Here is a 23,300-nt window from a genome sequence, read left to right as displayed (position 1 = left end):
CGGGGTCTTCGTGGTCTTCGACCGTAGGAGCGGCAAGAAGGGAGCAGGGGCACAGATTGTGCCCCCTCCCGTCATGCGGCCAGCAGCCCGATCCTCACGGCGAGTTGGGACGCGCGGCGGCGACGGGCCTGATCTTTGGATTCGGCTTCTTCGAGGACGATGCGCTTCGCGTATCCGTTGTACTTGATCGTCTCTGGTGCGGCCTCGTGCGCCTTCTCCAGCGTGGCGAGAGCGACGTCGGGTTGCCCGTCAAGCTGGTAGCCGCGAGCTTCCTCGATGCGGTGCCGGGCCCGTCGCGGCCTCGATTTGATGGTGGCCGCGTCCGCAGCGGCGGCCTGCCGTACGGACTCGCCGCCCTGACGCAGCTCCACTGCAACGGTGACCGCGTGCGCACCCATGATGGCGCGGGAGAACGACGTCACGGGGTGGTAGTAGTCCTCCGGAAGCCGCTTCGCCATCGCGCGCGCCTGGTCCCAGTACCGCCATGCCGTGCCGGTCTCCGCCCTTCGGGCCGCTGTGTATCCGGCCTCGAAGGTGAGGGCGCCCGTGATGGCGAGGACATCGTCCGAGGCATCGGGAAGGAGCGGTTCGAGGTAGGCCAGGGTCTCCAGATTGACCGCGTCGGCAGCGTCAAAATGCGATGCTCCCGAGTCGCGGTGCGCCTGCGCCGCCAGCCACGCGGCCATCCCGATGGTGTGCGGATCCTCGGACTCCTGCGCGGCGACGAGGCCCCGATCGGCGACGCGCCACAGCAAGGCGGCGTCCGGCTGGTAGGCCACGAAGAACTGGCACAGTGAGTAGACCTCGGCAAGCACCGACTGAGCCGCCCTGCGATCCGGGGCGGTCTCGGCCTGTCTCACGGCGAGTTGGGCATCCCGGATCAGATCCGGCAGCAACGCGCCGATCGCTTCGCGGTGGTTGGACGCCTCGTGCCGCGCCTTCCAGGCTCGGGCGAGCCGCGCCTGAAGGTGCGCGGCCGGGGGCGCCTCCCGCTGCGTCGTGAGCGGGAAGGCATCGACTGCAGCCTTGACCGCGGCGAGTCGGGGGTGACCGGGACCGGCGAACAAGTCGACATGTACGGACTGGTCGCCGGTGAGATCCGACAGGTCGCGGACGCGCAGCAACTCGGCGATGCGCAGGATCGTCTCCAGCTTGGGCGTCTTCAGACGTCCGGTCTCGATGCCCTTGACCCAGGACCCGGTCTTGCCGAGTAGTCCGCCCAACTGGTCGCGTGTCATACCCCTGCGGGTACGAAGGATCTGTAGGCGTTGGCCGAAGACCAGCGGATCGGCATACGGATCCGGGGTAGCAGCTTCAGACGACACAGCCTTGCCCCTCTCTGAACAGCTCGACACTGTCAGGGTATGGGGCAGGGCCGCTCTCATGTGAGGATCCCGCTGTCCGTCCGTCTCTCGACCACTCGGCTCGCCCCGCGCCCCAGTCCACAGACGCCGGAGAGGCTGAGGAGGACAGGGGAGGGCCCCGGAGCGATTCGGGGCCCTTCGCCCGGTCCGGGGATCAGTCCGAGAAGCTGTCCAGGAACGGCTCTATCGCCGCGCGCCACGCGTCCGGCTGGTCGTAGTGGACGAGGTGCCCCGCGTCGGCGACCTCGGCGTACTGGCCGTGGGGCAGGACGCGGACCATTTCCTGCGACTCGGCGCGGCCCAGCTCGCCGTCGAGGCCGCGGACGACGAGGGCGGGGCAGCAGACCTGGGTCAGCTCCTCCCAGTGCGCGTCGTACACCCAGGTCTCGCGGGTCTTGAGCATCTGCTCGGGGTCGAAGACGGGCCGCCAGCCGTCGGGGCCCTCGTGCATGACCTCGGCGTAGAACTCGCCGCGGGACGGGCTGGGGCGCTCCACCCAGGGGTCGTCCTCGCCGAACCACTTGCGGACGTCGGCGAGGGTGGCGAAGGGCAGCGGCCAGGCCTTGAACCAGCTCTCCCACTCGCGCTGCGAGGCGGCGCCCAGCGCCGAGGCCCGCATGTCGCAGATGATCAGGCCGCGTACCAGGTCGGGGCGGCGGGCGGCCAGCTGCCAGGCGGTCAGCGCGCCCATGGCATGGCCTATGAGGACGACCGGGGCGAGGCCCAGCTGTTCGACGGCGGCCTCGGCGTCCTCGACGTAGGCCTCTCGGGTGTACGCGGCCTGCTCGGGCTTCGCGCTCCGGCCGTGGCCCCGCTGGTCGAGTGCGACGGCGCGATGCCGTTCGGAGAGCCAGCGGGCGGTGGGGGCCCAGTGCGAGGCGCGGCCCATGAGGCCGTGCAATAAGAGCACCCCGGGCCGGGGCTCGTCTTCCCCGGTCTTGGGCGGGTCGTCGAACTCCCAGGCGGCGAGACTCACACCGCCCGCTCCCGTCACGTCGATGCGCCGCGCCATTGGCACCCCCCAGACTCCCGCCCGGACCGCTCGCTCCCGCCTCTCGCTCCCGCTTCGAGCCGGCCGGTCCACTCGCCCAACTGCTGTCGTACCTCTGTTCCGCTGCTGCTTCCGCGTTGCATCCGCTGTCGCTTCCGCCGTTGCTCCGGCTGCTGTCGCCGCCGTGCGCGCCGCTCGGACGACGAGCACTTGTGTTACAGCGTGCATATCGGTTGACACGTTACGTGTGGGGGGTGCGCATCAGTTACGGCACGGGTCACGCGAACGCCACGCCGTACACGTTATCGAATACACATTCGAAGATGTCGCTCTTGGCGACAACACCCCTCATTCGAGTGACCTGCCTCAAGGATTGCCCGCCGCCGCCGAGGGGAGATCTTCAACGGGAGGCGGACCGCTCGGGGAAAACGGTCCGAGGGGAATGACCCTGGGAGCTCGGGGCTCCGGGTCAGCACAGGGGAGGACAGGCCCCGGCGCCACACGGCGCCGGGGCCCTCCTCACGTCCACGGCACATCCGCCCCGCCCCCTCCCCTGCCACCGGAGATCCGCTGTCTCGGGCGGCCAAGAGCCCCTCAGGTCATATGCCTCACGCGCAAGCCTCGCACGCGAACGGCCGGCGCGCTGCGATTCGGCGCACTGAATCTTCGATTCGGCGGGATCCCGGCCATGGACCCCGACGGGTCACAACTTCCCCTTCCGCACCGGGAGTTGGCGGGCGATACGGACATCAGTCGACGCATGTCGAACAGGCTCCGCCGGGGGGCGGCGCGGGTCGAAACCGGGTGGTCGATATCGGTCGACCCGGTGCCCCCGCCTGTGCCGTCGGCCTGTACGCGCCGCCCGGCGCCGGGCGATCGGTGACGTGCGCGTGTCAGCGCTCGGCGCTCGGCGCTCGGCGAAATCGGCGCGCGGGTCAGGGCTTGGCGACGAACACGTGGGAGGCGACCTCCGCCTCCAGCTCCGCCGCCTCGCCGCCGCTGCCCACGAGGACACCGCCGGCCGCCTCCGTCACGCTCACCACGGAACCGGGCTGCACGCCCGCGCGGCGCAGCGTGTACATCAGCTGGGCGTCCGTCTGGATGGGCTCACCGATCCGGCGTACGACGACGGTCTTGCCCTCCGTGCCCGGGTCGAGGTCCGCGAGCGACACCATGCCCTCGTCCAGGAAGGGGTCCGCGCCGTCCTTCTCGCCCAGCTCCTCCAGGCCCGGGATCGGGTTGCCGTACGGCGACTCGGTGGGGTGGCGCAGCAGCTCCAGGACGCGGCGCTCGACCGCCTCGCTCATCACGTGCTCCCAGCGACACGCCTCCGCGTGCACCTGCTCCCACTCCAGGCCGATCACGTCGACGAGCAGGCACTCCGCGAGGCGGTGCTTGCGCATCACGCGCGTCGCCAGCCGACGCCCCTCCTCGGTGAGCTCCAGGTGACGGTCCGGGGCGACGGACACCAGGCCGTCGCGCTCCATGCGCGCGACCGTCTGGCTCACCGTGGGACCGCTCTGGTCGAGCCGCTCGGCGATCCGGGCGCGCATGGGGACCACACCTTCCTCCTCCAGCTCGAGGATGGTGCGGAGATACATCTCCGTCGTATCGATCAGTCCGGACATACGTGCCCCTCGATGAGATTCAGCCGGAGGCTTCGAAGGCCACACCGGCTTACTGCGGCTTGCTGCGCTGACCCTGGACCCAATTCTTACGCATCCGACTGACAACCGGGTGATGCCGGGGGAACGACGACGGTATGACTCGCGCCGGGTGGCCGATTTGTGACCTGACGCCCCTTTCCGACGGTGGCGGGGGGCTCGGGAGGTTTCGGTCCGTGAGCGGATGCGGGTCGGTCGGAGCGCAGTCCCTGGGGTGGGACGGGCAGGGGCGGCGGGGGCGAGAAGAGTCGACGGCCCCGTCCCGGCCGTATTGACACCCCACTGGTCCAGACCTCTAACGTGATCCGCGACACTGCAGGCCGGCGACAGGGCTGAGGGGTTCACACATGGACGACGGCAGGCTGGGCGAACGCTTCCTCGACGCGGCGATCGGACTGCTGCAGCGCGTGCGGGACGAGGACGGGGAGGCCGTCGCCGCGGCCGGCGAGATGATCGCGGACACCGTCGCCGACGGGGGCCGGCTCTTCGCGTTCGGGGCCGGGCACTCGTCCCTCCCCGCCCAGGACCTCGTCTACCGGGCCGGCGGTCTCGCGCTGATGAACCTGCTGGCCGTCCCCGGCACGGTCGGCGTGGACGTGCTGCCCGCCACACTCGGGTCGGCGCTGGAGCGGGTCGACGGACTGGCGACCGCCGTGCTCGACACCAGCCCGCTACGGGCCGGCGACCTGCTCGTGGTGATCTCACTCTCCGGTCGCAACGCCCTGCCCGTGGAGATGGCCGCGCACGCCCGGGAACGGGGAGTGAAGGTCATCGGCGTCACCTCGGTCGCCTACGCCACGCAGACGACATCACGCCACTCCTCCGGCACCTTCCTCAAGGACCACTGCGATCTCGTCCTGGACTCGAAGATCGCGGTCGGTGACGCGACGCTCACCCTCGACACCATCCCCGCCCCCTTCGCCCCGGCCTCCACCGTCGTCACCTCCGCGATCCTCCAGTCCGTCATGGCCACCGCCGCCGCCTCCCTCGCGGACCGGGGCATCGATCCGCCCCTGCTCCGCTCCGGGAACGTGGACGGCGGGCTCGACTGGAACGACCGCGTCATGCGGGAGTACGGCGACCGCATCTTCTACCTGCGCTGACTGAGCCCCCGGGTTCGTGGGAACGTTGAGAAGGGTGAGAAGGAAATCCGGCGTACAACGATTTCATCCACATCTTGCGTGAACCAGATGTGGGCTGGGTCACGTTCGAGTTGAATGATGGTGAGTGAGCGAACCGAGGCGCCGTACAGGCGTACATGCGGACGCAACGCAGCCTGCAGGGGGTTCAGGTGAGTGCTTCCCGGCGTAGTGGGACCACCGACGAGCTCGGGCCCGACGAGCCCGAGCGGGCCGGTCCGACGGACGAGGACACCGAGGACATCGAGGGCACGGTGAACACCGAGGACACCGAAAGCACCGAGGGCTCCATGGACGCCGGTGGCTCGGATCTCCTCGCCGCCCTGCTGGACGGGATGGACGCGGCCCTGTGCGCCTTCGACGCCGACGGCGTCGTCACCCACTGGAACCGCGAGGCCGAACGCATCCTGGGCTGGAACGCGGGGGAGGCCGTGGGGCGCCGCGGATTCGCCGGGTGGGCCGTACGGACCGCCGACGCCGAGGAGGTCGAGGGGCGGCTGATGGCCGCCATGCACGCCGCCGGCCGGCAGGTGCACGAGTTCGCCCTGGTCACGAAGGACGGCGGACGCATCCTCGTCCGCACCCAGTCCGCCGCCGTACGCGGACCCGACGGCAAGCCCGCCGGCCTGTACTGCGCCTTCAGCGAGGTCCACGCGCAGATCGACCTCGAACGATCCATCGCCCTCAGTGAGGCCCTCTTCGAGGACGCGTCCTGGGGCGTCGTCCTCGTCGACGCCGACCTGCGCCCCGCCGTCGTCAACGCCCACGCCGCCCGCGCCCTCGGCATCGGCCGCACGGCGGTCCTCGGACGCCCCCTCGGCGAACTGCTCGCCCAGGGCGTCGAGGAACTGGAGAGCGCCCTCACCCACGTCCTCGCCGAGGGCGCCCCGCCCGCGCCCGCCGAGATCTGGGTCAGCGTCCGCACCCCCGAGGGCGAGAAGCGCCGGTGCTGGCGCAGCGGCTTCCTCCGCCTCGCCTCACCGCTGGCCGAGGAGCCGGTTCCCCTCGGCGTCGGCTGGCTCTTCCAGGACATCACCGAGTCCAAACAGACCGAGCAGGAGGCCGCGCAGCTCCGCTTCCGCGTCAACCAGCTCCACCGGGCCGCCCGTGCCGCCGCCGAGTGCGAGGACCCCGGCGAGGGAGCCACCGTCCACCTCGACTTCGCCCTCGCCGGCTTCGCCGACCACGCCCTCATCGACCGCGTCGCCGGCGGCTCCCTCAGCGACGGCGACGGCCCCGCCCGCCTCGTACGCGCCGCCGCCACGCCCTCCGGCCAGCCCGGCCCCAGCCACCTCACCGGCCACGCCGGCATCCCGGTCCGCTACGGCCCCGGCCACCCCGCCCTGCAGTGCGCGGAGCGCGCGGGCTCGGTCCGCGCCAGCGCCGGCACGGCTCCCCCGGAAGCGGCCCGCCAGTGGGCCACCGGCCGCCAGTGGCCCCCGGACACCGTCCACTCTCTCTGTACCGTCCTGCGCAGCCGCGGCCGCACCCTCGGCGTCGTCACCTTCCTCCGCGGCGCCAACCGCACCCCCTTCGAACGCGCCGACGCGGTCTACGCCGAGGACATCGCCGTACGCATCGCCGCGGCGCTGGACCTGGAGGCGCTGGAGAGGTCGGCGGAGTAGCCGGGGCGGAAGCCGCCGCGGGCGTAAGCGCCACGGGCGCGAACCGGTACGGCGACGGCCGGGAGCCGACGGAGCGGTGAGCCGGAGGCGCCCGGCGGGCGCGCGCGGGAAAGAGCTCGCGTCCGCTCGTCGGCCCGGCGGAGAATCCGCCCCATGGCACTCATCCACCACACCACCCTCACACCCACCAAGCTCGAACTCCTGACCTCCTGGCTGCCCACCCGCCGCTGGTACGCAGGCGGCCCGGCCGCCCCGGTACTGGCCAAGGCCGGCGGCTTCCGCCTCGACGACCCCGAGGGCGAGGTCGGCATCGAGTTCATGGTCGCCACCGACGCCTCCGACCCCGCCCCGGTCCACTACCTGGCGCCCCTCACTTATCGGGGCGCCCCGCTCCCCGACGCCGAGCACGCTCTCATCGGCACCATGGAACACGGCGTACTGGGCAGGCGCTGGGTCTACGACGGCGTCCAGGACCCGGTCCTGCTCACCCAGCTGCTGGCCCTGTTCGAGGGCCGCGCCGAACCCCAGGCCCAGAGCCTCACCGACACCCCGGACCCCGAGATCACCCGGTCGTACAAGGGCGAGGGCCCGCTGTCCGTGGCCGCCCTCGCCGCGACCGACACCCCCAGGGCCACCGAACTCCCCATCCAGCCCGGCCCCGCCGTCCTCCACCTGAGCCGCATCCTCCAGCCCGGCTCACTCGACCTCCCGGAGGACGCGAAGGGCCACGTCACCGGGCACTGGACCCTCCCCGACGACACCCGGGCGCGCGCGGTCTTCGCCGTACTGCGGTAGTCCCTCGCCAAACCCTTCGGAAAATCGCTTGAGCGTCTCCCCACCGCTTCCTAAAGTGGTGGGCACGTGAGAAAGGAGGTGATCGGGTACATGTATGAAACCCGGACGCGCGAGGTGGCTGCGGGCTAGCGCCCGTCACCATTCTCAGTGCGGTGTCGGACCAGCGTGTGAAACGAGCACGCAGCCGGCCCAATCTCAAGCAGTCACCCGACCCGCAGACTCGCCGGCACGTCCGGCCGGCTTCTTCGCCCCCTGGGCGGAGGGACCCAGAGTCTGCGGGTCGCCTGTTTTGCAGGGTGTTTCCGTGTCGGGACTGGCAGGAACCGGCACTCACCAGTCCGCAGGCCGAGCGGCATCACTCGGAGCTGCTCAGCCCCGCGTGACGCGGCGAGAGGACTACTGGGCGATGTCCTCGTATCCCGTGATCTCCTGCGGGCTGCGCGTGCCCGGCCCCACATAGCGGGCGGAGGGGCGGACGAGGCGGCCGGTGCGCTTCTGTTCGAGGATGTGCGCCGACCAGCCCGCCGTGCGGGCGCAGGTGAACATCGATGTGAACATATGGGCCGGGACCTCGGCGAAGTCGAGGACGATCGCGGCCCAGAACTCGACGTTCGTGGCGAGGACCCGGTCGGGGCGGCGGGCGTGGAGTTCCGCCAGGGCCGCCTTCTCCAGGGCCTCGGCGACCTCGAAGCGCGGGGCGCCGAGGTCGCGGGCGGTGCGGCGGAGGACGCGGGCGCGGGGGTCCTCGGCGCGGTAGACGCGGTGGCCGAAGCCCATGAGGCGTTCGCCCTTGTCGAGGGCCTGTTTGACGTAGGCGTCGGCGTCGCCCGTGCGTTCGATCTCCTCGATCATGCCGAGGACGCGGGAGGGGGCGCCGCCGTGGAGGGGGCCGGACATGGCTCCCACCGCGCCGGAGAGGGCCGCTGCCACGTCCGCGCCGGTCGACGCGATGACCCTCGCCGTGAAGGTGGACGCGTTCATGCCGTGCTCGGCGGCCGAGGTCCAGTACGCGTCGACCGCCGCGACGTGCTTCGGGTCGGGCTCGCCGCGCCAGCGGATCATGAAGCGTTCGACGACGGACTGGGCCTTGTCGATCTCGCGCTGCGGGACCATGGGGTGACCCTGGCCGCGGGCGGACTGGGCGACGTAGGAGAGGGCCATGACGGCGGCGCGGGCGAGGTCGGCGCGGGCCTGCTGCTCGTCGATGTCCAGGAGGGGCTTGAGGCCCCAGACCGGGGCGAGCATGGCCAGCGCGGACTGGACGTCGACGCGGATGTCGCCCGAGTGGACGGGGATGGGGAACGGCTCGGCGGGCGGCAGGCCGGGGCGGAAGGCGCCGTCGACGAGCAGGCCCCAGACGTTGCCGAAGGAGACATGGCCGACCAGGTCCTCGATGTCGACGCCGCGGTACCGGAGTGCGCCGCCCTCCTTGTCCGGTTCGGCGATCTCCGTCTCGAACGCGACGACTCCTTCGAGTCCGGGTACGAAGTCGGACATCAGGCGGCTCCTCTTGATGTGTGCGACGGGGGGGGACCGGCGGCGGCGGATGCGAGGCCCCACCGGAATGTTCCAGCACCTTACGCCTGAGTGCCAGGTTTGGGGAGGGTGCGCGGCACTCAGTGCCACCAGCCTTCCGGTCGGCCGTCGATACGGCAAGATGACCGGGTGAGCGATCCCGGCCTGGAACCCGTGCCCGACCCCGCCGTCATGCGCAAGCAGTACCGCGCCGACGGGCTCGACGAGAGTGAGCTGGCCGGGGATCCGATGGAGCAGTTCGCGCGGTGGTTCGGGCAGGCCGCGCAGGAGGGCGCCGTGTTCGAGCCGAACGCCATGGTCGTGTCGACGGCGGACGCCGAGGGGCGCCCCGGTTCTCGTACGGTCCTGATGAAGGCGTACGACGCGCAGGGCTTCGTCTTCTACACGAACTACGACTCCCGCAAGGCCCGTGACCTGGCGGAGAACCCGCATGTCTCGCTGCTCTTCCCCTGGCACGGGATCGCCCGGCAGGTGATCGTGACGGGTACGGCGCGGCGGACCGGGCGGGACGAGACGGCGGCGTACTTCCGGACGCGTCCGCATGGTTCGCAGCTGGGGGCGTGGGCCAGCGCACAGTCCTCGGTGATCTCCTCGCGGACCGAACTGGACGCCGCGTACGAGGAGTTGCACACCCGCTATCCGGAGGGTGAGCAGGTGCCGGTGCCGCCGAACTGGGGTGGTTTCCGGGTGGCGCCGCAGAGTGTGGAGTTCTGGCAGGGCCGGGGCAACCGGCTGCACGACCGGCTGCGGTACGTGGCGGAGCCGGACGGGTCGTGGCGGGTGGAGCGCCTGAGTCCGTGAGGGCCGTCGGCCCCGTGCGTCGTCGGCCCGGTTCGTCAGCCCGTTTCCGTCAGCCGGGTTTCGTCAGCCCAGTGCCTCGTCCAGCAGGGCCGCCCACTGGGCCACCACCCTGTCGCGACGGCTCGTGTCGTCGGTGAGGAGGTTGGCGAGGCCGAGGCCGCGGGCCATGTCGAGGAGGCCCTGGACGGTTTCGCGGACGCCGGGGACTGTCTCGTCGGCGCCCAGGAGGTCGACGGCGATGCGGTGGGTCTCGCGGCCGACGTGGGCTTCGAGTTCGGTGACGCGAGGGCGGAGCTGGTCCTCGTTGGAGGCGGCGACCCAGAGGTGGAGGGCGGCGCGGAAGAGGGGGCCGGTGTAGAGGTCGACGACGGCGGCGACCACGGCGCGGCGGTCGGCGGGGCCCTCGGGGAAGAGGGCGCGCAGGGCGAGGGAGCGTTCCTCGGCGACGTACTCGACGGCGGCGGTGAACAGGTCCTCGCGGGTGCGGAAGTGGTGCTGGGCGGCGCCTCGGGAGACGCCGGCGCGTTCGGCGACGACGGAGACGGTGGAGCCGGCCCAGCCGTGTTCGGCGAGGCAGGACACGGCGGCTTCCAGGAGGCGTTTGCGGGTGACGCGGCTACGGTCCTGCTTGGGCCCTCGGTCGGCCACCGCGCTCGTGTCGGTGCTCGTATCGGTGCTGGTCCCGGTGCTGGTCCCGGTGCCGGTGCCGGTCTCGTCGGATGTGTCCACCGCGCTCACAGCACCCATCCCGGTTCCCGTCTTTCGAGGAAGGCCGTCATGCCCTCGCGGGCGTCGGCGGAGGCGAACAGCCGGGACGAGAGGCGGGTCAGTTCGCCCGCGTCCAGGTCGAAGTTCTCCAGAACCTTAGCTGTGAGCAGGTGTTTCGTCTCCGCCAGGGCCCTCGGGGAGGCTCGGCGCAGACCGTCGAGGACGGGTTCGAGTACGTCGTCGACATCGGCGCCGGCAGTGGTGAGGAGGCCGATACGGGCGGCTTCGGCGGAGCCGAACCTCTCTCCGGTGAGGTAGTAGCGGGCGAGGGCGCGGGGGTCGGTGCGGGGGCGGAGGGTGAGGGAGATGACGGCGGGCGCGACGCCGATGCGGACCTCGGTGAGGGCGAACGTGGCCTCGGGACCGGCGGCGGCGATGTCGCAGGCCCCGAGCAGGCCGAGGCCGCCCGCCCGGACGTGCCCGGTGACGCGGGCGACGACGGGCTTGGGCAGTTCGAGCAGCAGGCGGAGGAGGTCTACCAGGGCCTGCGGGTCGGGTGGGTCGCGCAGGTCGGCGCCTGCGCAGAAGGTGTTGCCGGTGTGGGTGAGGACGACGGCTCGTACGGTGTCGTCCTTGCCGCACCGGTCGAGGGTGTCGCGGAGTTCGCCGACGAGGGCGGCGGAGAGGGCGTTGCGGTTGGCCGGGGAGTCGAGGGTGAGGGTGGTGATGCCCCGGTGGTGGGCGTACTGGATCAGCTCTGTCACAGGCGCTCCCTGAGTTCGCGGCGGAGTATCTTCCCGGAGGCCGCGCGGGGCACGCCGTCGATGAAGGTGACGTGGCGGACGCGTTTGTAGGGGGCGACGCGTTCGGCGACGTACATCATGATCTCGCCCTCGGAGATTTCGCGCGCCGTGGGGTGGCGGACGACGAAGGCGTGCGGGACCTCGTTGCCGTCGGCGTTGTAGTGGCCGATGACGGCGGCGTCGGCGATACCGGGGTGGGTGACGAGGAGGGCTTCGAGTTCGGCGGGGGCGACCTGGAAGCCCTTGTACTTGATCAGTTCCTTGACGCGGTCGACGACGTACAGCCAGCCGTCGGCGTCGGTGTGCCCGACGTCCCCGGTGGCGAGCCAGCCGTCGGCGTCGATCATGTCGGCGGTGGCCCGGGGTTGCCCGAGGTAGCCCTTCATGACCTGGGGGCCCCGGACGACGATCTCGCCCTGTTCGCCGACGCCGACGTCCTTGCCGGGGTCGTCGAGGGAGACGATCCGCATCTCGGTGCCGGCGATGAGTTTGCCGACGGTGCCGGGGGGCGCCGCCGCGGCCTGGGCGAGGGGCACGATGTGGGAGCAGGGGGAGAGTTCGGTCATGCCGTAGCCCTGGACGACCGGCGGCAGGCCGAGGCGGGCGGAGCAGGCGGCGGCGAGGGCCGCGTCCAGGGGTGCGGCGGCCGAGAGGATGTGCCGGACCGTGGAGAGGTCGTAGCGCTCGGCGGCCGGGTGCTTGGCCAGGGCGAGGACGATCGGCGGGGCCACGTACAGGTGGGTGATGCGGTGTGCGGCGATCGCCGCGAGGTAGACCTCCAGGTCGAAGCGGGGCAGGACGACGACCGTGGCGCCGAGTCGCAGCGGGGCGTTCATCAGCGCCGTGAGCCCGTAGATGTGAAAGAACGGCAGTACGGCGAGGACGCGGTCGCCGGGGCCGGCCGGCATGACCTCTTCGAGTTGGGCGAGGTTGGTGGCGATGGACCGGTGGGTGAGCATGACGCCCTTGGGGACACCGGTCGTGCCGGAGGAGTACGGGAGGGCCGCGACGTCCGTCACCGGGTCGATGTCGACGGCCGGTTCGGGCGCGGCGGAGGCGAGCATGTCGATCAGCGAACGGTGACCGGGGGCGCTGTCGCAGACGAAGATCTCCCGTATGCCGCCCACGCGTTCGGCGGCGGCGCGGGCGGTTTCGAGGAGGGGTGAGACCGTGACGATCCAGCTCGCCCCCGAGTCCCGCAGCTGTTTCGCCAGCTCGCCGGGGGTGGCCAGCGGGTGCACGGTGGTGACTGTGGCACCCGCGCGCGTGGCCGCGTAGAACGCCGTCGGGTAGGCGATCGTGTTGGGGCTGTGCAGGGCGAGCACGTCGCCCTTGCGGACGCCCGCCTCGGCGAACGAGGCGGCCAGCCGCCGGTGGAAGCGGTCCAGCTGTTCGTACGTGAGGGTCGTGCCGTCGACGCCGTCGACCAGCGCGGGCAGGTCGCCGAACTCGGCGGCGCGGGCCAGCACGGCGTCGTGGATGGGGAGTTCGACGGGTGAGACGTCTGCGTACTCGCTGCGGAACATGGTTCCTCCAAGACTGCCCAATACGACCAGGACTGCCTGATGCGACCAAGACGGCCTAATACGACTTCGGCAGGCCCAGGGTCTGGTGGGAGACGTAGTTGAGAATCATCTCCCGGCTCACCGGCGCGATACGAGACACGCGCGCGGCCGTTATCAGCGAGGCGAGGCCGAACTCGGTCGTGAGGCCGTTGCCGCCGAGGGTGTGCACGGCCTGGTCGACGGCCTTCACGCAGGCCTCCCCCGCCGCGTACTTGGCCATGTTGGCGGCCTCGCCGGCCGCCGCGTCGTCGCCGGCGTCGTAGAGGTGGGCCGCCTTCTGCATCATCAGGCGGGCCAGTTCGAGTTCGATGTGGGACTGGGCGAGGGGGTGGGCGATCGCCTGGTGGGCGCCGATGGGCTGACGCCATACGGTGCGCTCGCGGGCGTAGTCGACGGCCTTGGCGAGGGCGTACCTGGCCATGCCGATCGCGAAGGCGGCCGTCATGATCCGCTCGGGGTTGAGGCCGGCGAAGAGCTGGAGCAGGCCCGCGTTCTCGTCGCCGACGAGTGCGTCGGCGGGGAGCCGGATGTCGTCGAAGGTCAGCTCGAACTGCTTCTCGGCGGCGCGGAGTTCCATCTCGATCGGGCGGTACTCGAAGCCGGGGGTGTCCGTGGGGACGATGAAGAGGCAGGGCTTGAGGTTGCCGGTGCGGGCGTCCTCGGTGCGGCCGACGACGAGGACGGCGTCGGCCCTGTCGACGCCGGAGATGAAGACCTTGCGGCCGGTCAGCAGCCAGTCTCCGGCCGCGTCCCTGCGGGCCGTGGTGGTGATGCGGTGGCTGTTGGAGCCGGCGTCGGGTTCGGTGATGCCGAAGGCCATGAGGCGGGAGCCGTTCGCCAGCGAGGGCAGCCAGGTCTGCTGCTGTGCCCTGGTCCCGAAGCGGGCGATGACGGTGCCGCAGATGGCGGGCGAGACGACCATCATGAGCAGGGGGCAGCCTGCGGCGCCGAGCTCCTCCAGGACGATGGAGAGTTCGGTGATGCCGCCGCCCCCGCCCTCGTACTCCTCGGGGAGGTTGACGCCCAGGTAGCCGAGTTTGGCCGCCTCGGACCAGAGTTCGTCGGGGTGGCGGCCCTCCTTGTTGACCGTGGCTATGTATGCGCGGCCGTAGCGCTTTCCCAGGGCGGATACGGCGGCTCGAAGGGCCTTGTGTTCTTCGGATTCCAGGACGGGGGCCATGAAGGGGCTCCTGAGGGGGAGGGGGTTTCGGATGTCTGGAGACTGCGGGTGGTTCGTGGCTGGTCGCGCCCTCGCGGCGGAGCCGCATATCGATACAGCCCCGCGCCCCTAACCCGGCTGCACGACCGCCAGCAACATGCCTGGCTCCACCTGTTGACCAGGTACTACGTGCAGGGCCGTCAGCGTGCCCGGCACCGACGCCGTGATCCTGTGCTCCATCTTCATCGCCTCCAGCCAGAGGAGGGGTTGGCCGGCCTGTACGGGTGATCCCGGCTTCAGGTTCTCCGCCACGCGGACGACCGTGCCCGGCATGGGGGCGAGGAGGGAGCCGGGGGTCTGTTGGGTGGTGGGGTCGGGGAAGCGGGGGAGGGCGGTGAGGTGGGTGGTGTTGACGTAGCGGTGGGGGCCGTAGCGCGTCACCTCGAACCGTCGCCGTACGCCGTGGACTTCGAGTACGACGAGGTCGGCGTCGGCGTGTACGACCGTGACACCGTCCGCCTCCGGACCCGTGCGGGTGTGGCGGTAGGTCGCCTCGTGTTCCTCGCCCGCCGTCGCGTAGCGCCTGGTCCGGGGTTGTGAGTGGACGTTGCGCCAGCCGCCGAAGCGTGGGTCGCCTTCGGTGGCGGCGTCGGCGAGGGCGGCGGCCAGGGGGGCGTGCGGGTCGGGGGTGGGGCTGGTCAGGGCGGGCAGGTGACGGTCGTAGAAGCCCGTGTCCATGCGGGCCGTCGTGAACTCCTCGTGACGCAGGGAGCGGGCCAGGAGGTCGCGGTTGGTGGCCGGGCCGTGGAGGGTGGCCCGGTCCAGGGCGGCGGCCAGGCGGCGGATCGCCTCCGCGCGGGTGGGTGCGTGGGCGATGACCTTGGCGAGCATGGGGTCGTAGTGGACGCCGATGTCGTCGCCGTCGGTGAAGCCGGTGTCCAGGCGGACGCTCTCGGGGACCGTGAGGCGGTGCAGCGTGCCCGTCTGCGGAGTCCAGTTCCGCGCCGGGTCCTCGGCGTACAGGCGGGCCTCGACCGCGTGGCCACGCGCGCGCGGGGGGTCGGCCGGGAGGGCGTGGCCCTCGGCGACGCGGATCTGTTCGGCGACCAGGTCGAGGCCGAAGACGGCCTCCGTGACCGGGTGTTCGACCTGGAGGCGGGTGTTCATCTCCAGGAAGTGGGCCGTGCCGTCGGCGACGAGGAACTCGACCGTGCCCGCGCCGACGTAGTCGACGGCTCGGGCGGCGTGTACGGCCAGGGTGTGGAGTTCCTCCCTGAGTTCGTCGGAGAGGGCGGGGGCCGGGGCCTCCTCGATGACCTTCTGGTGGCGGCGCTGCAGGGAGCAGTCGCGGGTGCCCAGGGGCCAGATCGTGCCGTGGGTGTCCGCGAGGATCTGGACCTCGACGTGGCGGCCGTTCTCGACGTAGGGCTCGACGAAGACCTCGCCGTCGCCGAAGGCGCTCGCGGCCTCGGCGCGGGCGCTCTTCAGGGCGGCGTCCAGGTCGTCGAGGTGGCGTACGACGCGCATACCGCGTCCGCCGCCGCCCGCGGCGGCCTTCACGAGGACCGGCAGGTCCTTCCCGGTCACCTCGGTGAGGGGTTCCAGGCCCATCAGTTCCTTGGCGCGAGTCTTGGACGCCATGGCCTCGATCGCCTCGGGGGCCGGGCCGATCCAGGTGAGGCCCGCGTCGAGGACCTGGCGGGCGAAGCCGGGGTTCTCGGAGAGGAAGCCGTAGCCGGGGTGGACCGCGTCGGCGCCGGCGGCGAGGGCGGCCTTCACGATCAGGTCGCCGCGCAGGTAGGTGTCGGCGGGGGCCGCGCCCGGCAGCCGTACCGCCCTGTCGGCCACGCGCGCGTGGAGGGCGTTCTCGTCGGCGTCGGAGTGCACGGCGACCGTCTGGATTCCCAGCTCACGGCAGGTGCGGAAGATCCGGCAGGCGATCTCGCCCCGGTTGGCGACGAGGACAGAAGTGATCACTGATGTCTCTGGTGTCTCTGATATCACTGGTGTCACTGGTGGTTCCTCACGTTCCTTACATCCGGAAGACGCCGAAGCCACCGCGTGCGCCCTCGTAGGGCGCCGTGTGGATCGCGGACAGGCACAGGCCGAGGACGGTGCGGGTGTCGCGGGGGTCGATGACCCCGTCGTCGTACAGCCGCCCGGACAGGAACATCGGCAGGGACTCGGACTCGATCTGCTGCTCCACCATCGCGCGCAGTGCGGCGTCCGCGTCCTCGTCGTAGGGCAGTCCCTTGGCCGCCGCCGACTGGCGGGCGACGATCGACAGCACGCCCGCCAGTTGCTGCGGGCCCATCACCGCCGACTTGGCGCCGGGCCAGGCGAAGAGGAAGCGGGGGTCGAAGGCGCGCCCGCACATGCCGTAGTGGCCGGCGCCGTACGAGGCGCCCATCAGGACGGACAGATGGGGGACCTTCGAATTGCTCACCGCGTTGATCATCATCGCGCCGTGCTTGATGATGCCGCCCTGCTCGTACTCCCTGCCGACCATGTAGCCGGTGGTGTTGTGCAGGAAGAGGAGGGGGATGTCGCGCTGGTTGGCGAGCTGGATGAACTGGGCCGCCTTCTGCGACTCCTCGCTGAAGAGGACCCCTCGGGCGTTGGCGAGGACACCGACCGGGTAGCCGTGCAGGCTCGCCCAGCCGGTGACCAGGCTGGTGCCGTAGAGGGACTTGAACTCGTCGAAGTCGGAGGCGTCGACGATCCGGGCGATCACCTCGCGGGGGTCGAAGGGCACCTTCAGATCGCCCGGCACGATGCCGAGCAGTTCCTCCGCGTCGTACTTGGGGGGTGCGGCCGGAGCCGGATCGGCGTACGCCTTGCGGTGGTTGAGGCGGGCGACGACCCGGCGGGCCTGGCGGAGGGCGTCCTGCTCGTCCACGGCGAAGTGGTCGGCGAGGCCCGACACGCGCGCGTGCATCTCGGCGCCGCCCAGCGACTCGTCGTCGCTCTCCTCGCCGGTGGCCATCTTCACGAGGGGCGGCCCGCCGAGGAACACCTTCGCCCGCTCCTTGACCATGATCACGTGGTCGGACATACCGGGGATGTAGGCCCCGCCGGCGGTGGAGTTGCCGAAGACGACGGCGATGGTGGGGATTCCGGCGGCCGAGAGGCGGGTGAGGTCGCGGAAGATCGCGCCGCCGGGGATGAAGATCTCCTTCTGGGAGGGGAGATCGGCCCCGCCGGACTCGACGAGGCTGATGCAGGGCAGGCGGTTGGCGAGCGCGATGTCGTTGGCGCGGAGGGCCTTCTTCAGGCTCCACGGGTTGCTCGCGCCGCCGCGCACGGTCGGGTCGTTCGCGGTGATCAGACACTCGACGCCCTCGACGGTCCCGATGCCGGTGACGAGGGAGGCGCCGACCGGGTACTCGCTGCCCCAGGCCGCGAGCGGGGACAGTTCGAGGAAGGGCGTGTCGGGGTCCAGCAGCAGTTCGACGCGCTCGCGGGCGAGCAGCTTGCCGCGCCCCCGGTGCCTGGCGATGTACTTCTCGCCGCCACCCGCGAGGGCCTTCGCGTGCTCGGTGTCGAGTTCGGTGAGCCGGGTGAGCATGGCCTCGCGGTTCGCGGTGTGGTCGGGGGCGCCCGGGTCCAGGGCGGAGCTGAGGACGGTCACAGCAGGATCTCCGGTATGTCCAGGTGGCGGGAGCGCAGCCATTCGCCGAGGGCCTTGGCCTGGGGGTCGAAACGGGCTTGCGAGGCGACGCCCTCGCCGAGGATGCCGACGATCTCGAAGTTGAGGGCGCGAAGGTCGGGCAGGACGTGCCGGACGACGGGCAGCTCGGCTGTCTCCGGGAGGAGTTCGCGGAGGCGGTCGATGGTGAGGGTGTGGGCCAGCCACCGCCAGGCGTCGTCCGTGCGGGTCCAGAGGCCGATGTTGGCGTTGGAGCCCTTGTCGCCGCTGCGGGCGCCGGCGACGAGGCCGAGGGGTGCGCGGCGCACCGGTCCGGGGGGCAACGGATCCGGGAGGGGCGGCTCGTCGACCGGCCGCAGTACGAGGGTGCCGTCGGCCGGGGGTACCGGGACCCGGCGGCCGTCGTGGAGGACCGCCGTGTGCTCGACGGCGCCCTGGTCGACGTACGCCGCCTCGAACACCCCGTAGGGCGCGCCCTTTCCCGGTGGGGCCAGGACGTGGAAGCCGGGGTAGCTCGCGAGGGCCAGCTCCACGGCGGCACCGCTGAGGGCGCGGCCGACGGCGTTCTGGTCGGGGTCGCGGACGACGAGGCGGAGGAGCGCGCTGGCGGTCTCCTCGGTGCGGGCGTCGGAGTGGTCGGTGCGGGCCAGCTCCCAGTCCACGTGCGCCGGGCGGGACTTGGCGGCGGCGAGCGCGGTCTCCAGCTGGTCGCGGACGAGGGCGGCCTTGCGTTCGATCTCCAGGCCGGTCAGGACGAAGGTGACCTCGTTGCGGAAGCCGCCGAGCCGGTTGAGGCCGACTTTGAGGGTCGGGGGCGGGGCCTCGCCGCGTACGCCCTCGACGCGGACGCGGTCGGGGCCGTCCTGGGTGAGCCGGATGGTGTCGAGCCGGGCGGTGACGTCGGGGCCCGCGTACCGGGCTCCGCCCGTCTCGTAGAGGAGCTGGGCGGTGACCGTGCCGACGTCGACGAGGCCGCCGGTGCCGGGGTGTTTGGTGATGACGGCGGTTCCGTCGGCGTGGAGTTCTGCCAGGGGGAAGCCGGGGCGGCGGAAACGGGCCGCCGGGTCCGACTCATGGACCGCGTGGGCCTCGTGGACCTTGCCGGCCTCATGGACCTTGCCGGCCTCGTGGAAGAAGGCGTAGTTGCCGCCGGTGGCCTGGGCGCCGCACTCCAGCACGTGCCCGGCGACGACGGCGCCCGCGAGGCGGTCGTACTCCCCCGGGCCCCAGCCGAAGTGGGCGGCGGCGGGCCCGGTGACCAGGGCCGCGTCCGTCACCCGGCCCGTGACCACGATGTCGGCGCCCTCCCGCAGACAGGCCGCGATGCCGAAGCCGCCGAGGTAGGCGTGGGCGGCGAGGCTGCCCGGATGGCCGGCGGTGAGGTCGTCGCCCTCGACGTGCGCGACGCGGACGGGGATGCCGAGTCGGCCCGCCAACTCCCGTACGGCGTCGGCGAGTCCGGCCGGGTTGAGGCCTCCGGCGTTGGCGACGATCCGCACGCCCCGTTCCTGCGCCAGCCCCAGGCACTCCTCCAACTGGCGGAGGAAGGTGCGGGCGTACCCGGCGGTGGGGTCCTTCAGGCGGTCGCGGCCGAGGATGAGCATGGTCAGCTCGGCGAGATAGTCGCCGGTGAGGACGTCGAGTTCGCCGCCGGTGAGCATCTCGCGCATCGCGTCGAAGCGGTCGCCGTAGAAGCCGGAGGCGTTGCCGATGCGGAGGGGGGCGGCCGTCACCGGGTGGCTCCCTCGGCGCCCTTGGTCCCCTCGGCCTCCTTGGGCTCGCGCCCGGCACCGGGCGGTCCCGCGAAGGCCTGGGCGATGTCCAGCCAGCGGTCGGCGTCGTCCCCTTCCGCGCGCAGTGCGAGGTCGGCGCGGTGGGCGCGCTGGGTGACCAGGAGGCAGAGGTCGAGGGCGGGGCCGGTGACGCGGTCGGTCGCGTCCTCGGGGCCGTAGGTCCACAACTCACCGGCCGGGCTGGTGAGTTCGACGCGGAACTCCTCGAACGGCGGGGTGTGGCCGTGCACGCCGAAGGCGAAGTCGCGGGTGCGGATGCCGAGTCGGGTGATGTGGCGGAGCCGGTCCCCGGGGGCGATCCGGGGGACGCCGAGCGCGTCGGCGACGTCCAGGCCATGGGCCCAGGTCTCCATGAGGCGGGCGGTCGCCATGGAGGCGGTGGACATGGGCGGGCCGTACCAGGGGAACCGCGCGTCCTCGGGCGCCGCGCGCAGGGCGTTCTCCAGGGCCCCGCGTCCGGCCCGCCAGTCCGCGACCAGCCGCTCGGGTGGCTTCCCGGCCCCTTCCTCCGCGCCGCTGTCCACGAAGTCGCCGGGCGACGTCATCGCGCTCTCGACCTCACGGGCGAACGCGGCCCGGTCGGTCACCGCCAGCACGGAGGAGTGGTCGGTCCAGGCGAGGTGGGCGATCTGGTGGGCGACGGTCCAGCCGGGCGCGGGCGTCGCGAGCGCCCACTGTTCCGGGCTCAACTCGGCGACGAGCAGGTCGAGTTCCTCGCTCTCGGCGCGGAGATCGTCGATCACGGGCGTTGGGTCGGCCATGGGGCGAGCATGGCACCGGGATCAAAAACAATCAAGCGTGCTTGGATTTATGTCCGCGGATTCGCCGACCGGTCGATCAGGGAGGCGAAGCCGGCCGATCCCAAAGGGAGGTTGCGGAGCGTTGAAGTAAGTCGCAAAACTGGTTACAGACCTGACTTAGTCCATTGCCTTGCACTACCAAGTCCTTCATACTGAACGAAAGCTCCTCCATCTCCTCACCTCCAACACCCCCTCCGCTCTCCCTGGACGGCCCCCGTGACACTCCCCAGCGCTGACCGGTCCGCGCCCGCCGCCACCGCGACGACACCACCGGCCGACCTCGCCTCCGGCGGATCCCGCACCGCCCGCGCTGCCCGCACTCCCCGAGCGCCCCGCGGCCTGGGTGCGCTCGGGCCCGTGGGAATGGTGCTGGCCGGTGGGATATCGGTGCAGTTCGGCGGTGCGTTGGCGGTGACGCTGATGCCGCGGGCCGGGGCGCTCGGGGTGGTGACGCTGCGGCTGGCCGTGGCCGCGCTGGTGATGCTGGTGGTCTGCCGCCCCCGGCTGCGCGGGCACTCGCGCACCGACTGGAGCACGGTGATCGTCTTCGGCGCCACCATGGCCGCGATGAACGGCCTCTTCTACCAGTCCCTCGCCCGGATCCCCCTCGGCCCCGCCGTCACCCTGGAGGTGCTCGGCCCGCTGGTGCTCTCCGTCCTCGCGTCCCGCCGGGCGGTGAACATGGTGTGGGCCGGGCTCGCCCTCTGCGGCGTCTTCCTCCTCGGCGGCGGAGGGGGCTTCGGCGACCTCGACCCGCTCGGCGTCGCCTTCGCCCTCGCGGCCGGGTTGATGTGGGCCCTGTACATCGTCTTCAGCGCGCGCACGGGGAGGCGGTTCCCGCAGGCCGACGGGCTGGCGCTGGCCATGGTCGTCGCGGCGGTGCTGTTCCTGCCGCTCGGGATCGTCGAATCGGGGACGCGGCTCATCGCCCCGACGACGCTCGCCCTGGGCGCCGCCGTCGCCGTCCTGTCCTCCGTCCTCCCCTACACCCTCGAACTCCTCGCGCTGCGCCGCCTGCCCGCGTCCACCTTCGCGGTCCTCATGACCCTGGAGCCCGCGATCGCCGCCACCGCCGGTTTCCTGATCCTCGACCAGGCCCTCTCCGCCCCCGAAGCCCTGGCGATCGCGCTGGTCATCGGGGCGAGCATGGGGGCGGTGCGGACGCAGGTGGGGCGGGGGAAGACGGGGGTTACTGGGTGAGCGAGGCGGAGACGGTCCGGACCTCGCACCGGGCGGGACGGATCACTGGGGCGTGAACTCGTACTCCAACTCGTAGAGGTGGCCCGCCTTCACCATGACGGTCGCCTCGATGGGACGGTCTCCGTCGCTGTAGACGACGCGGAGGGTACGCAGTACCGGCAAGCTGCTGAGAAGGTTCAGGGCCTGGTACTGGTCCTGGGTGGGAATCCTCGCGGAGACGCGGTCCACACTGCGGCGCGGTGGATGGCCCAGGTCCGCAAGAAGGGTGGGAGTTCCGCCCTTGATCTTACGCCGGTCCATCATCTCCGTACCTCTGGCGATGTCCAACGGGTAGTAGGAACTCACGAGTTCGGCGGGCTCGTCGTCGATGAGGAGCAGCTGGCCGCGGAGCAGGGCCAGTCCGTTCTCCGAAAGGCCGAGGGCCGCACGGACGTCTGCGGACGGGATCGCTAGTCAGCGGTCCCGTCCGCCTCTGGGCCGTCAACGGCGGACTCGGGCACCTCGACGATGAACGTTCCCTTCGCGGGCACCGTGTCGGCAATGCCTCGCTCCCGTAGCTCCCGGATCGCGCGGCGGAGGGTGTTGATCCCAACGCCGTAATGGGCTGCGAGATCGGGCTCCGAGGCCAAACGCGCGCCTACGGGCAGGCTTCCCGCGCGAATCTGATCGGCGATGTGCTCGGCGATCTGCACATACACGTAGATCCGGGACGCGGGATCGGGGCGCCACTCCTGGGCTTCGGTCATGACGGCACGTTAGACGGTCAGGGGTGATCATAGTTAGGCAGTAAGAGTCATGACGCTCCCTACCGAGTCATAGTGCTACCTGACTCGTCATGATGAGGTTTACAGTCGGAGCAGCAAAGACCCCGGCGAGGTGTGGAAGACCTCCCGGGGCACGGCCCACGCTTACAAGGAGCGTCGACATGACCGACCTTATCCCCCGCGCCCTCCACTGGCTGCGCCTCCTCTTCTCCCCGGGCACCGGAAAACGGCGCCTCCCCCGTCACCGCCCCTACCTCTGCCTGCACGTCACCGCCGTACGCCACCTCTCCACCCCCGCGCCGGCCCCCGCGTCCTCCAGCCTCCCCCGCCACCGCTCCCCGTACGGCCTCCACGGCCCCATCGACGGCTCCGCCTCCGCCCTCGTGCGCCCCTACCTCGCCGCGCATGAAGAAGAGGCCCTCCAGCAGCGCCGCCGTCTCGCGCTCGTCCTCGCCGCCGACTTCGGGATCGACCTCGACCAGCACCTGGTCGGCGCACGGAAGGTGGCCGCGTGATGGAACACGTCAACGGCACACCCGTACCCGTACCCGTACCCGGTCGCGCGCCCGCGCCCCGGCTCCTGCCCTGGCCGTCCCCCGGGGGCAACCCTTCCTACCTGGTGACCGACCACAACGGCGGCTACGTCTCCCGCCTCGCCGACGACCTGGAGGCCACCCAGCTCACCACCGGCACCGACGTACTCGACCTCGCCCGCGCGGTGCTGGACGACCCGACCTCGCCGTACACCGAGGTCCGCTACGCGGGCATCCGTCTCGCCGAGTGCCTGACGAACGCCCTGCGCGTCGCCGAGTCCCGGGGGCTGCGCCTGCCCGTGCCGGATGCCGAGGACGACGCGGAAACCGTTGAGGACGAGCCGCCGGAACCCGGTCAGTGACAGACGCGTTCATGGGACCGCCCCGGCGGTTGGACTGGCGGTTCGACGC

General features: G+C 71.5%; 19 protein-coding genes and 1 pseudogene. 7 read left to right on the top strand and 13 right to left on the bottom strand.

What is annotated here, in order from left to right:
• Nucleotides 1-71 precede the first annotated feature (71 nt).
• The 3 genes from OG622_RS27300 to OG622_RS27290 form a co-directional block, all read right to left on the bottom strand.
• Nucleotides 72-1,283, bottom strand: a complete 1,212-nt coding sequence (locus OG622_RS27300; RefSeq protein WP_371584232.1) for a helix-turn-helix domain-containing protein — start codon at nt 1,281-1,283, stop codon at nt 72-74.
• Between the two features lie 235 nt (nt 1,284-1,518).
• A complete protein-coding gene (locus tag OG622_RS27295; protein ID WP_371579256.1) occupies nt 1,519-2,376 on the bottom strand; it encodes an alpha/beta fold hydrolase in 858 nt (285 codons plus the stop codon).
• 914 nt (nt 2,377-3,290) lie between these two features.
• The gene (locus OG622_RS27290) at nt 3,291-3,983 is read right to left on the bottom strand and encodes a metal-dependent transcriptional regulator (RefSeq protein ID WP_371579255.1); all 693 of its coding nucleotides are present in this window, start codon (nt 3,981-3,983) and stop codon (nt 3,291-3,293) included.
• Nucleotides 3,984-4,366: 383 nt separating this feature from the next.
• On the opposite strand from OG622_RS27290, the gene OG622_RS27285 reads away from it, so the two are divergent.
• From OG622_RS27285 to OG622_RS27275, 3 genes are all read left to right on the top strand, one after another.
• A complete protein-coding gene (locus OG622_RS27285; RefSeq protein WP_371579254.1) occupies nt 4,367-5,122 on the top strand; it encodes an SIS domain-containing protein in 756 nt (251 codons plus the stop codon).
• A 188-nt stretch (nt 5,123-5,310) separates the two neighbouring features.
• The gene (locus tag OG622_RS27280) at nt 5,311-6,783 is read left to right on the top strand and encodes a PAS domain-containing protein (protein WP_371579253.1); all 1,473 of its coding nucleotides are present in this window, start codon (nt 5,311-5,313) and stop codon (nt 6,781-6,783) included.
• 153 nt (nt 6,784-6,936) lie between these two features.
• Nucleotides 6,937-7,578, top strand: coding sequence for a 1,4-alpha-glucan branching protein (locus OG622_RS27275; protein ID WP_371579252.1), 642 nt, complete (start codon nt 6,937-6,939; stop codon nt 7,576-7,578).
• Between the two features lie 396 nt (nt 7,579-7,974).
• On the opposite strand, the gene OG622_RS27270 is transcribed toward OG622_RS27275, so the two are convergent.
• Nucleotides 7,975-9,075, bottom strand: coding sequence for a citrate synthase 2 (locus OG622_RS27270; protein WP_371579251.1), 1,101 nt, complete (start codon nt 9,073-9,075; stop codon nt 7,975-7,977).
• Between the two features lie 210 nt (nt 9,076-9,285).
• Between OG622_RS27270 and pdxH the strand changes: the two genes are divergently transcribed.
• Entirely contained in the window at nt 9,286-9,915 is a 630-nt protein-coding gene (pdxH, locus tag OG622_RS27265; protein ID WP_371584231.1) for a pyridoxamine 5'-phosphate oxidase, read from the top strand.
• A gap of 63 nt (nt 9,916-9,978) precedes the next feature.
• Here the strand turns inward: pdxH and OG622_RS27260 are convergent, their stop codons facing one another.
• The 8 genes from OG622_RS27260 to OG622_RS27225 all read right to left on the bottom strand — a co-directional run bounded on the left by OG622_RS27260 (nt 9,979) and on the right by OG622_RS27225 (nt 20,353).
• On the bottom strand, nt 9,979-10,662 hold the full coding sequence (locus OG622_RS27260; protein WP_371579250.1) for a TetR/AcrR family transcriptional regulator: 684 nt from the start codon (nt 10,660-10,662) through the stop codon (nt 9,979-9,981).
• Nucleotides 10,650-11,387 carry an enoyl-CoA hydratase family protein gene (locus OG622_RS27255; RefSeq protein WP_371579249.1) on the bottom strand — a complete coding sequence of 246 codons (738 nt, stop codon included), beginning with the start codon at nt 11,385-11,387 and terminating at the stop codon, nt 10,650-10,652. The genes OG622_RS27260 and OG622_RS27255 overlap by 13 nt, the downstream gene beginning before the upstream one ends.
• Nucleotides 11,384-12,952: a 4-coumarate--CoA ligase family protein gene (locus tag OG622_RS27250; protein WP_371579248.1), complete on the bottom strand. Its 1,569-nt coding sequence runs from the start codon at nt 12,950-12,952 to the stop codon at nt 11,384-11,386. Before OG622_RS27250 ends, OG622_RS27255 begins: the two co-directional genes overlap by 4 nt.
• Nucleotides 12,953-13,007: 55 nt before the next feature.
• A complete protein-coding gene (locus tag OG622_RS27245) occupies nt 13,008-14,171 on the bottom strand; it encodes an acyl-CoA dehydrogenase family protein (RefSeq protein WP_371579247.1) in 1,164 nt (387 codons plus the stop codon).
• 108 nt (nt 14,172-14,279) lie between these two features.
• A complete protein-coding gene (locus OG622_RS27240) occupies nt 14,280-16,127 on the bottom strand; it encodes a biotin carboxylase N-terminal domain-containing protein (RefSeq protein ID WP_371579246.1) in 1,848 nt (615 codons plus the stop codon).
• A 55-nt stretch (nt 16,128-16,182) separates the two neighbouring features.
• A complete protein-coding gene (locus OG622_RS27235; RefSeq protein WP_371579245.1) occupies nt 16,183-17,781 on the bottom strand; it encodes an acyl-CoA carboxylase subunit beta in 1,599 nt (532 codons plus the stop codon).
• Nucleotides 17,778-19,469, bottom strand: a complete 1,692-nt coding sequence (locus tag OG622_RS27230; protein WP_371584230.1) for an acyclic terpene utilization AtuA family protein — start codon at nt 19,467-19,469, stop codon at nt 17,778-17,780. Before OG622_RS27230 ends, OG622_RS27235 begins: the two co-directional genes overlap by 4 nt.
• 59 nt (nt 19,470-19,528) lie before the next feature.
• The gene (locus OG622_RS27225; RefSeq protein ID WP_371579244.1) at nt 19,529-20,353 is read right to left on the bottom strand and encodes a TIGR03084 family metal-binding protein; all 825 of its coding nucleotides are present in this window, start codon (nt 20,351-20,353) and stop codon (nt 19,529-19,531) included.
• A 255-nt stretch (nt 20,354-20,608) separates the two neighbouring features.
• Here OG622_RS27225 and OG622_RS27220 point away from each other — a divergent pair, with 255 nt between their 5' ends.
• Entirely contained in the window at nt 20,609-21,592 is a 984-nt protein-coding gene (locus OG622_RS27220; protein WP_371579243.1) for a DMT family transporter, read from the top strand.
• Between the two features lie 42 nt (nt 21,593-21,634).
• Here OG622_RS27220 and OG622_RS27215 read toward each other — a convergent pair.
• Nucleotides 21,635-22,338, bottom strand: a pseudogene (locus OG622_RS27215) (GntR family transcriptional regulator).
• 179 nt (nt 22,339-22,517) lie between these two features.
• Between OG622_RS27215 and OG622_RS27210 the strand changes: the two are divergent.
• Both OG622_RS27210 and OG622_RS27205 read left to right on the top strand, forming a co-directional pair.
• Complete coding sequence (locus OG622_RS27210) at nt 22,518-22,871, top strand: hypothetical protein (RefSeq protein ID WP_371579242.1); 354 nt, start codon at nt 22,518-22,520, stop codon at nt 22,869-22,871.
• A complete protein-coding gene (locus OG622_RS27205) occupies nt 22,871-23,251 on the top strand; it encodes a hypothetical protein (RefSeq protein ID WP_371579241.1) in 381 nt (126 codons plus the stop codon). The genes OG622_RS27210 and OG622_RS27205 overlap by 1 nt, the downstream gene beginning before the upstream one ends.
• The last annotated feature ends 49 nt before the right edge of the window (nt 23,252-23,300 follow it).

The organism is Streptomyces sp. NBC_01314 (assembly GCF_041435215.1).
Taxonomy (GTDB): domain Bacteria; phylum Actinomycetota; class Actinomycetes; order Streptomycetales; family Streptomycetaceae; genus Streptomyces.
The sequence above is the reverse complement of the archived record's forward strand: the minus strand, read 5'-3'. Positions and strand labels throughout refer to the sequence as shown.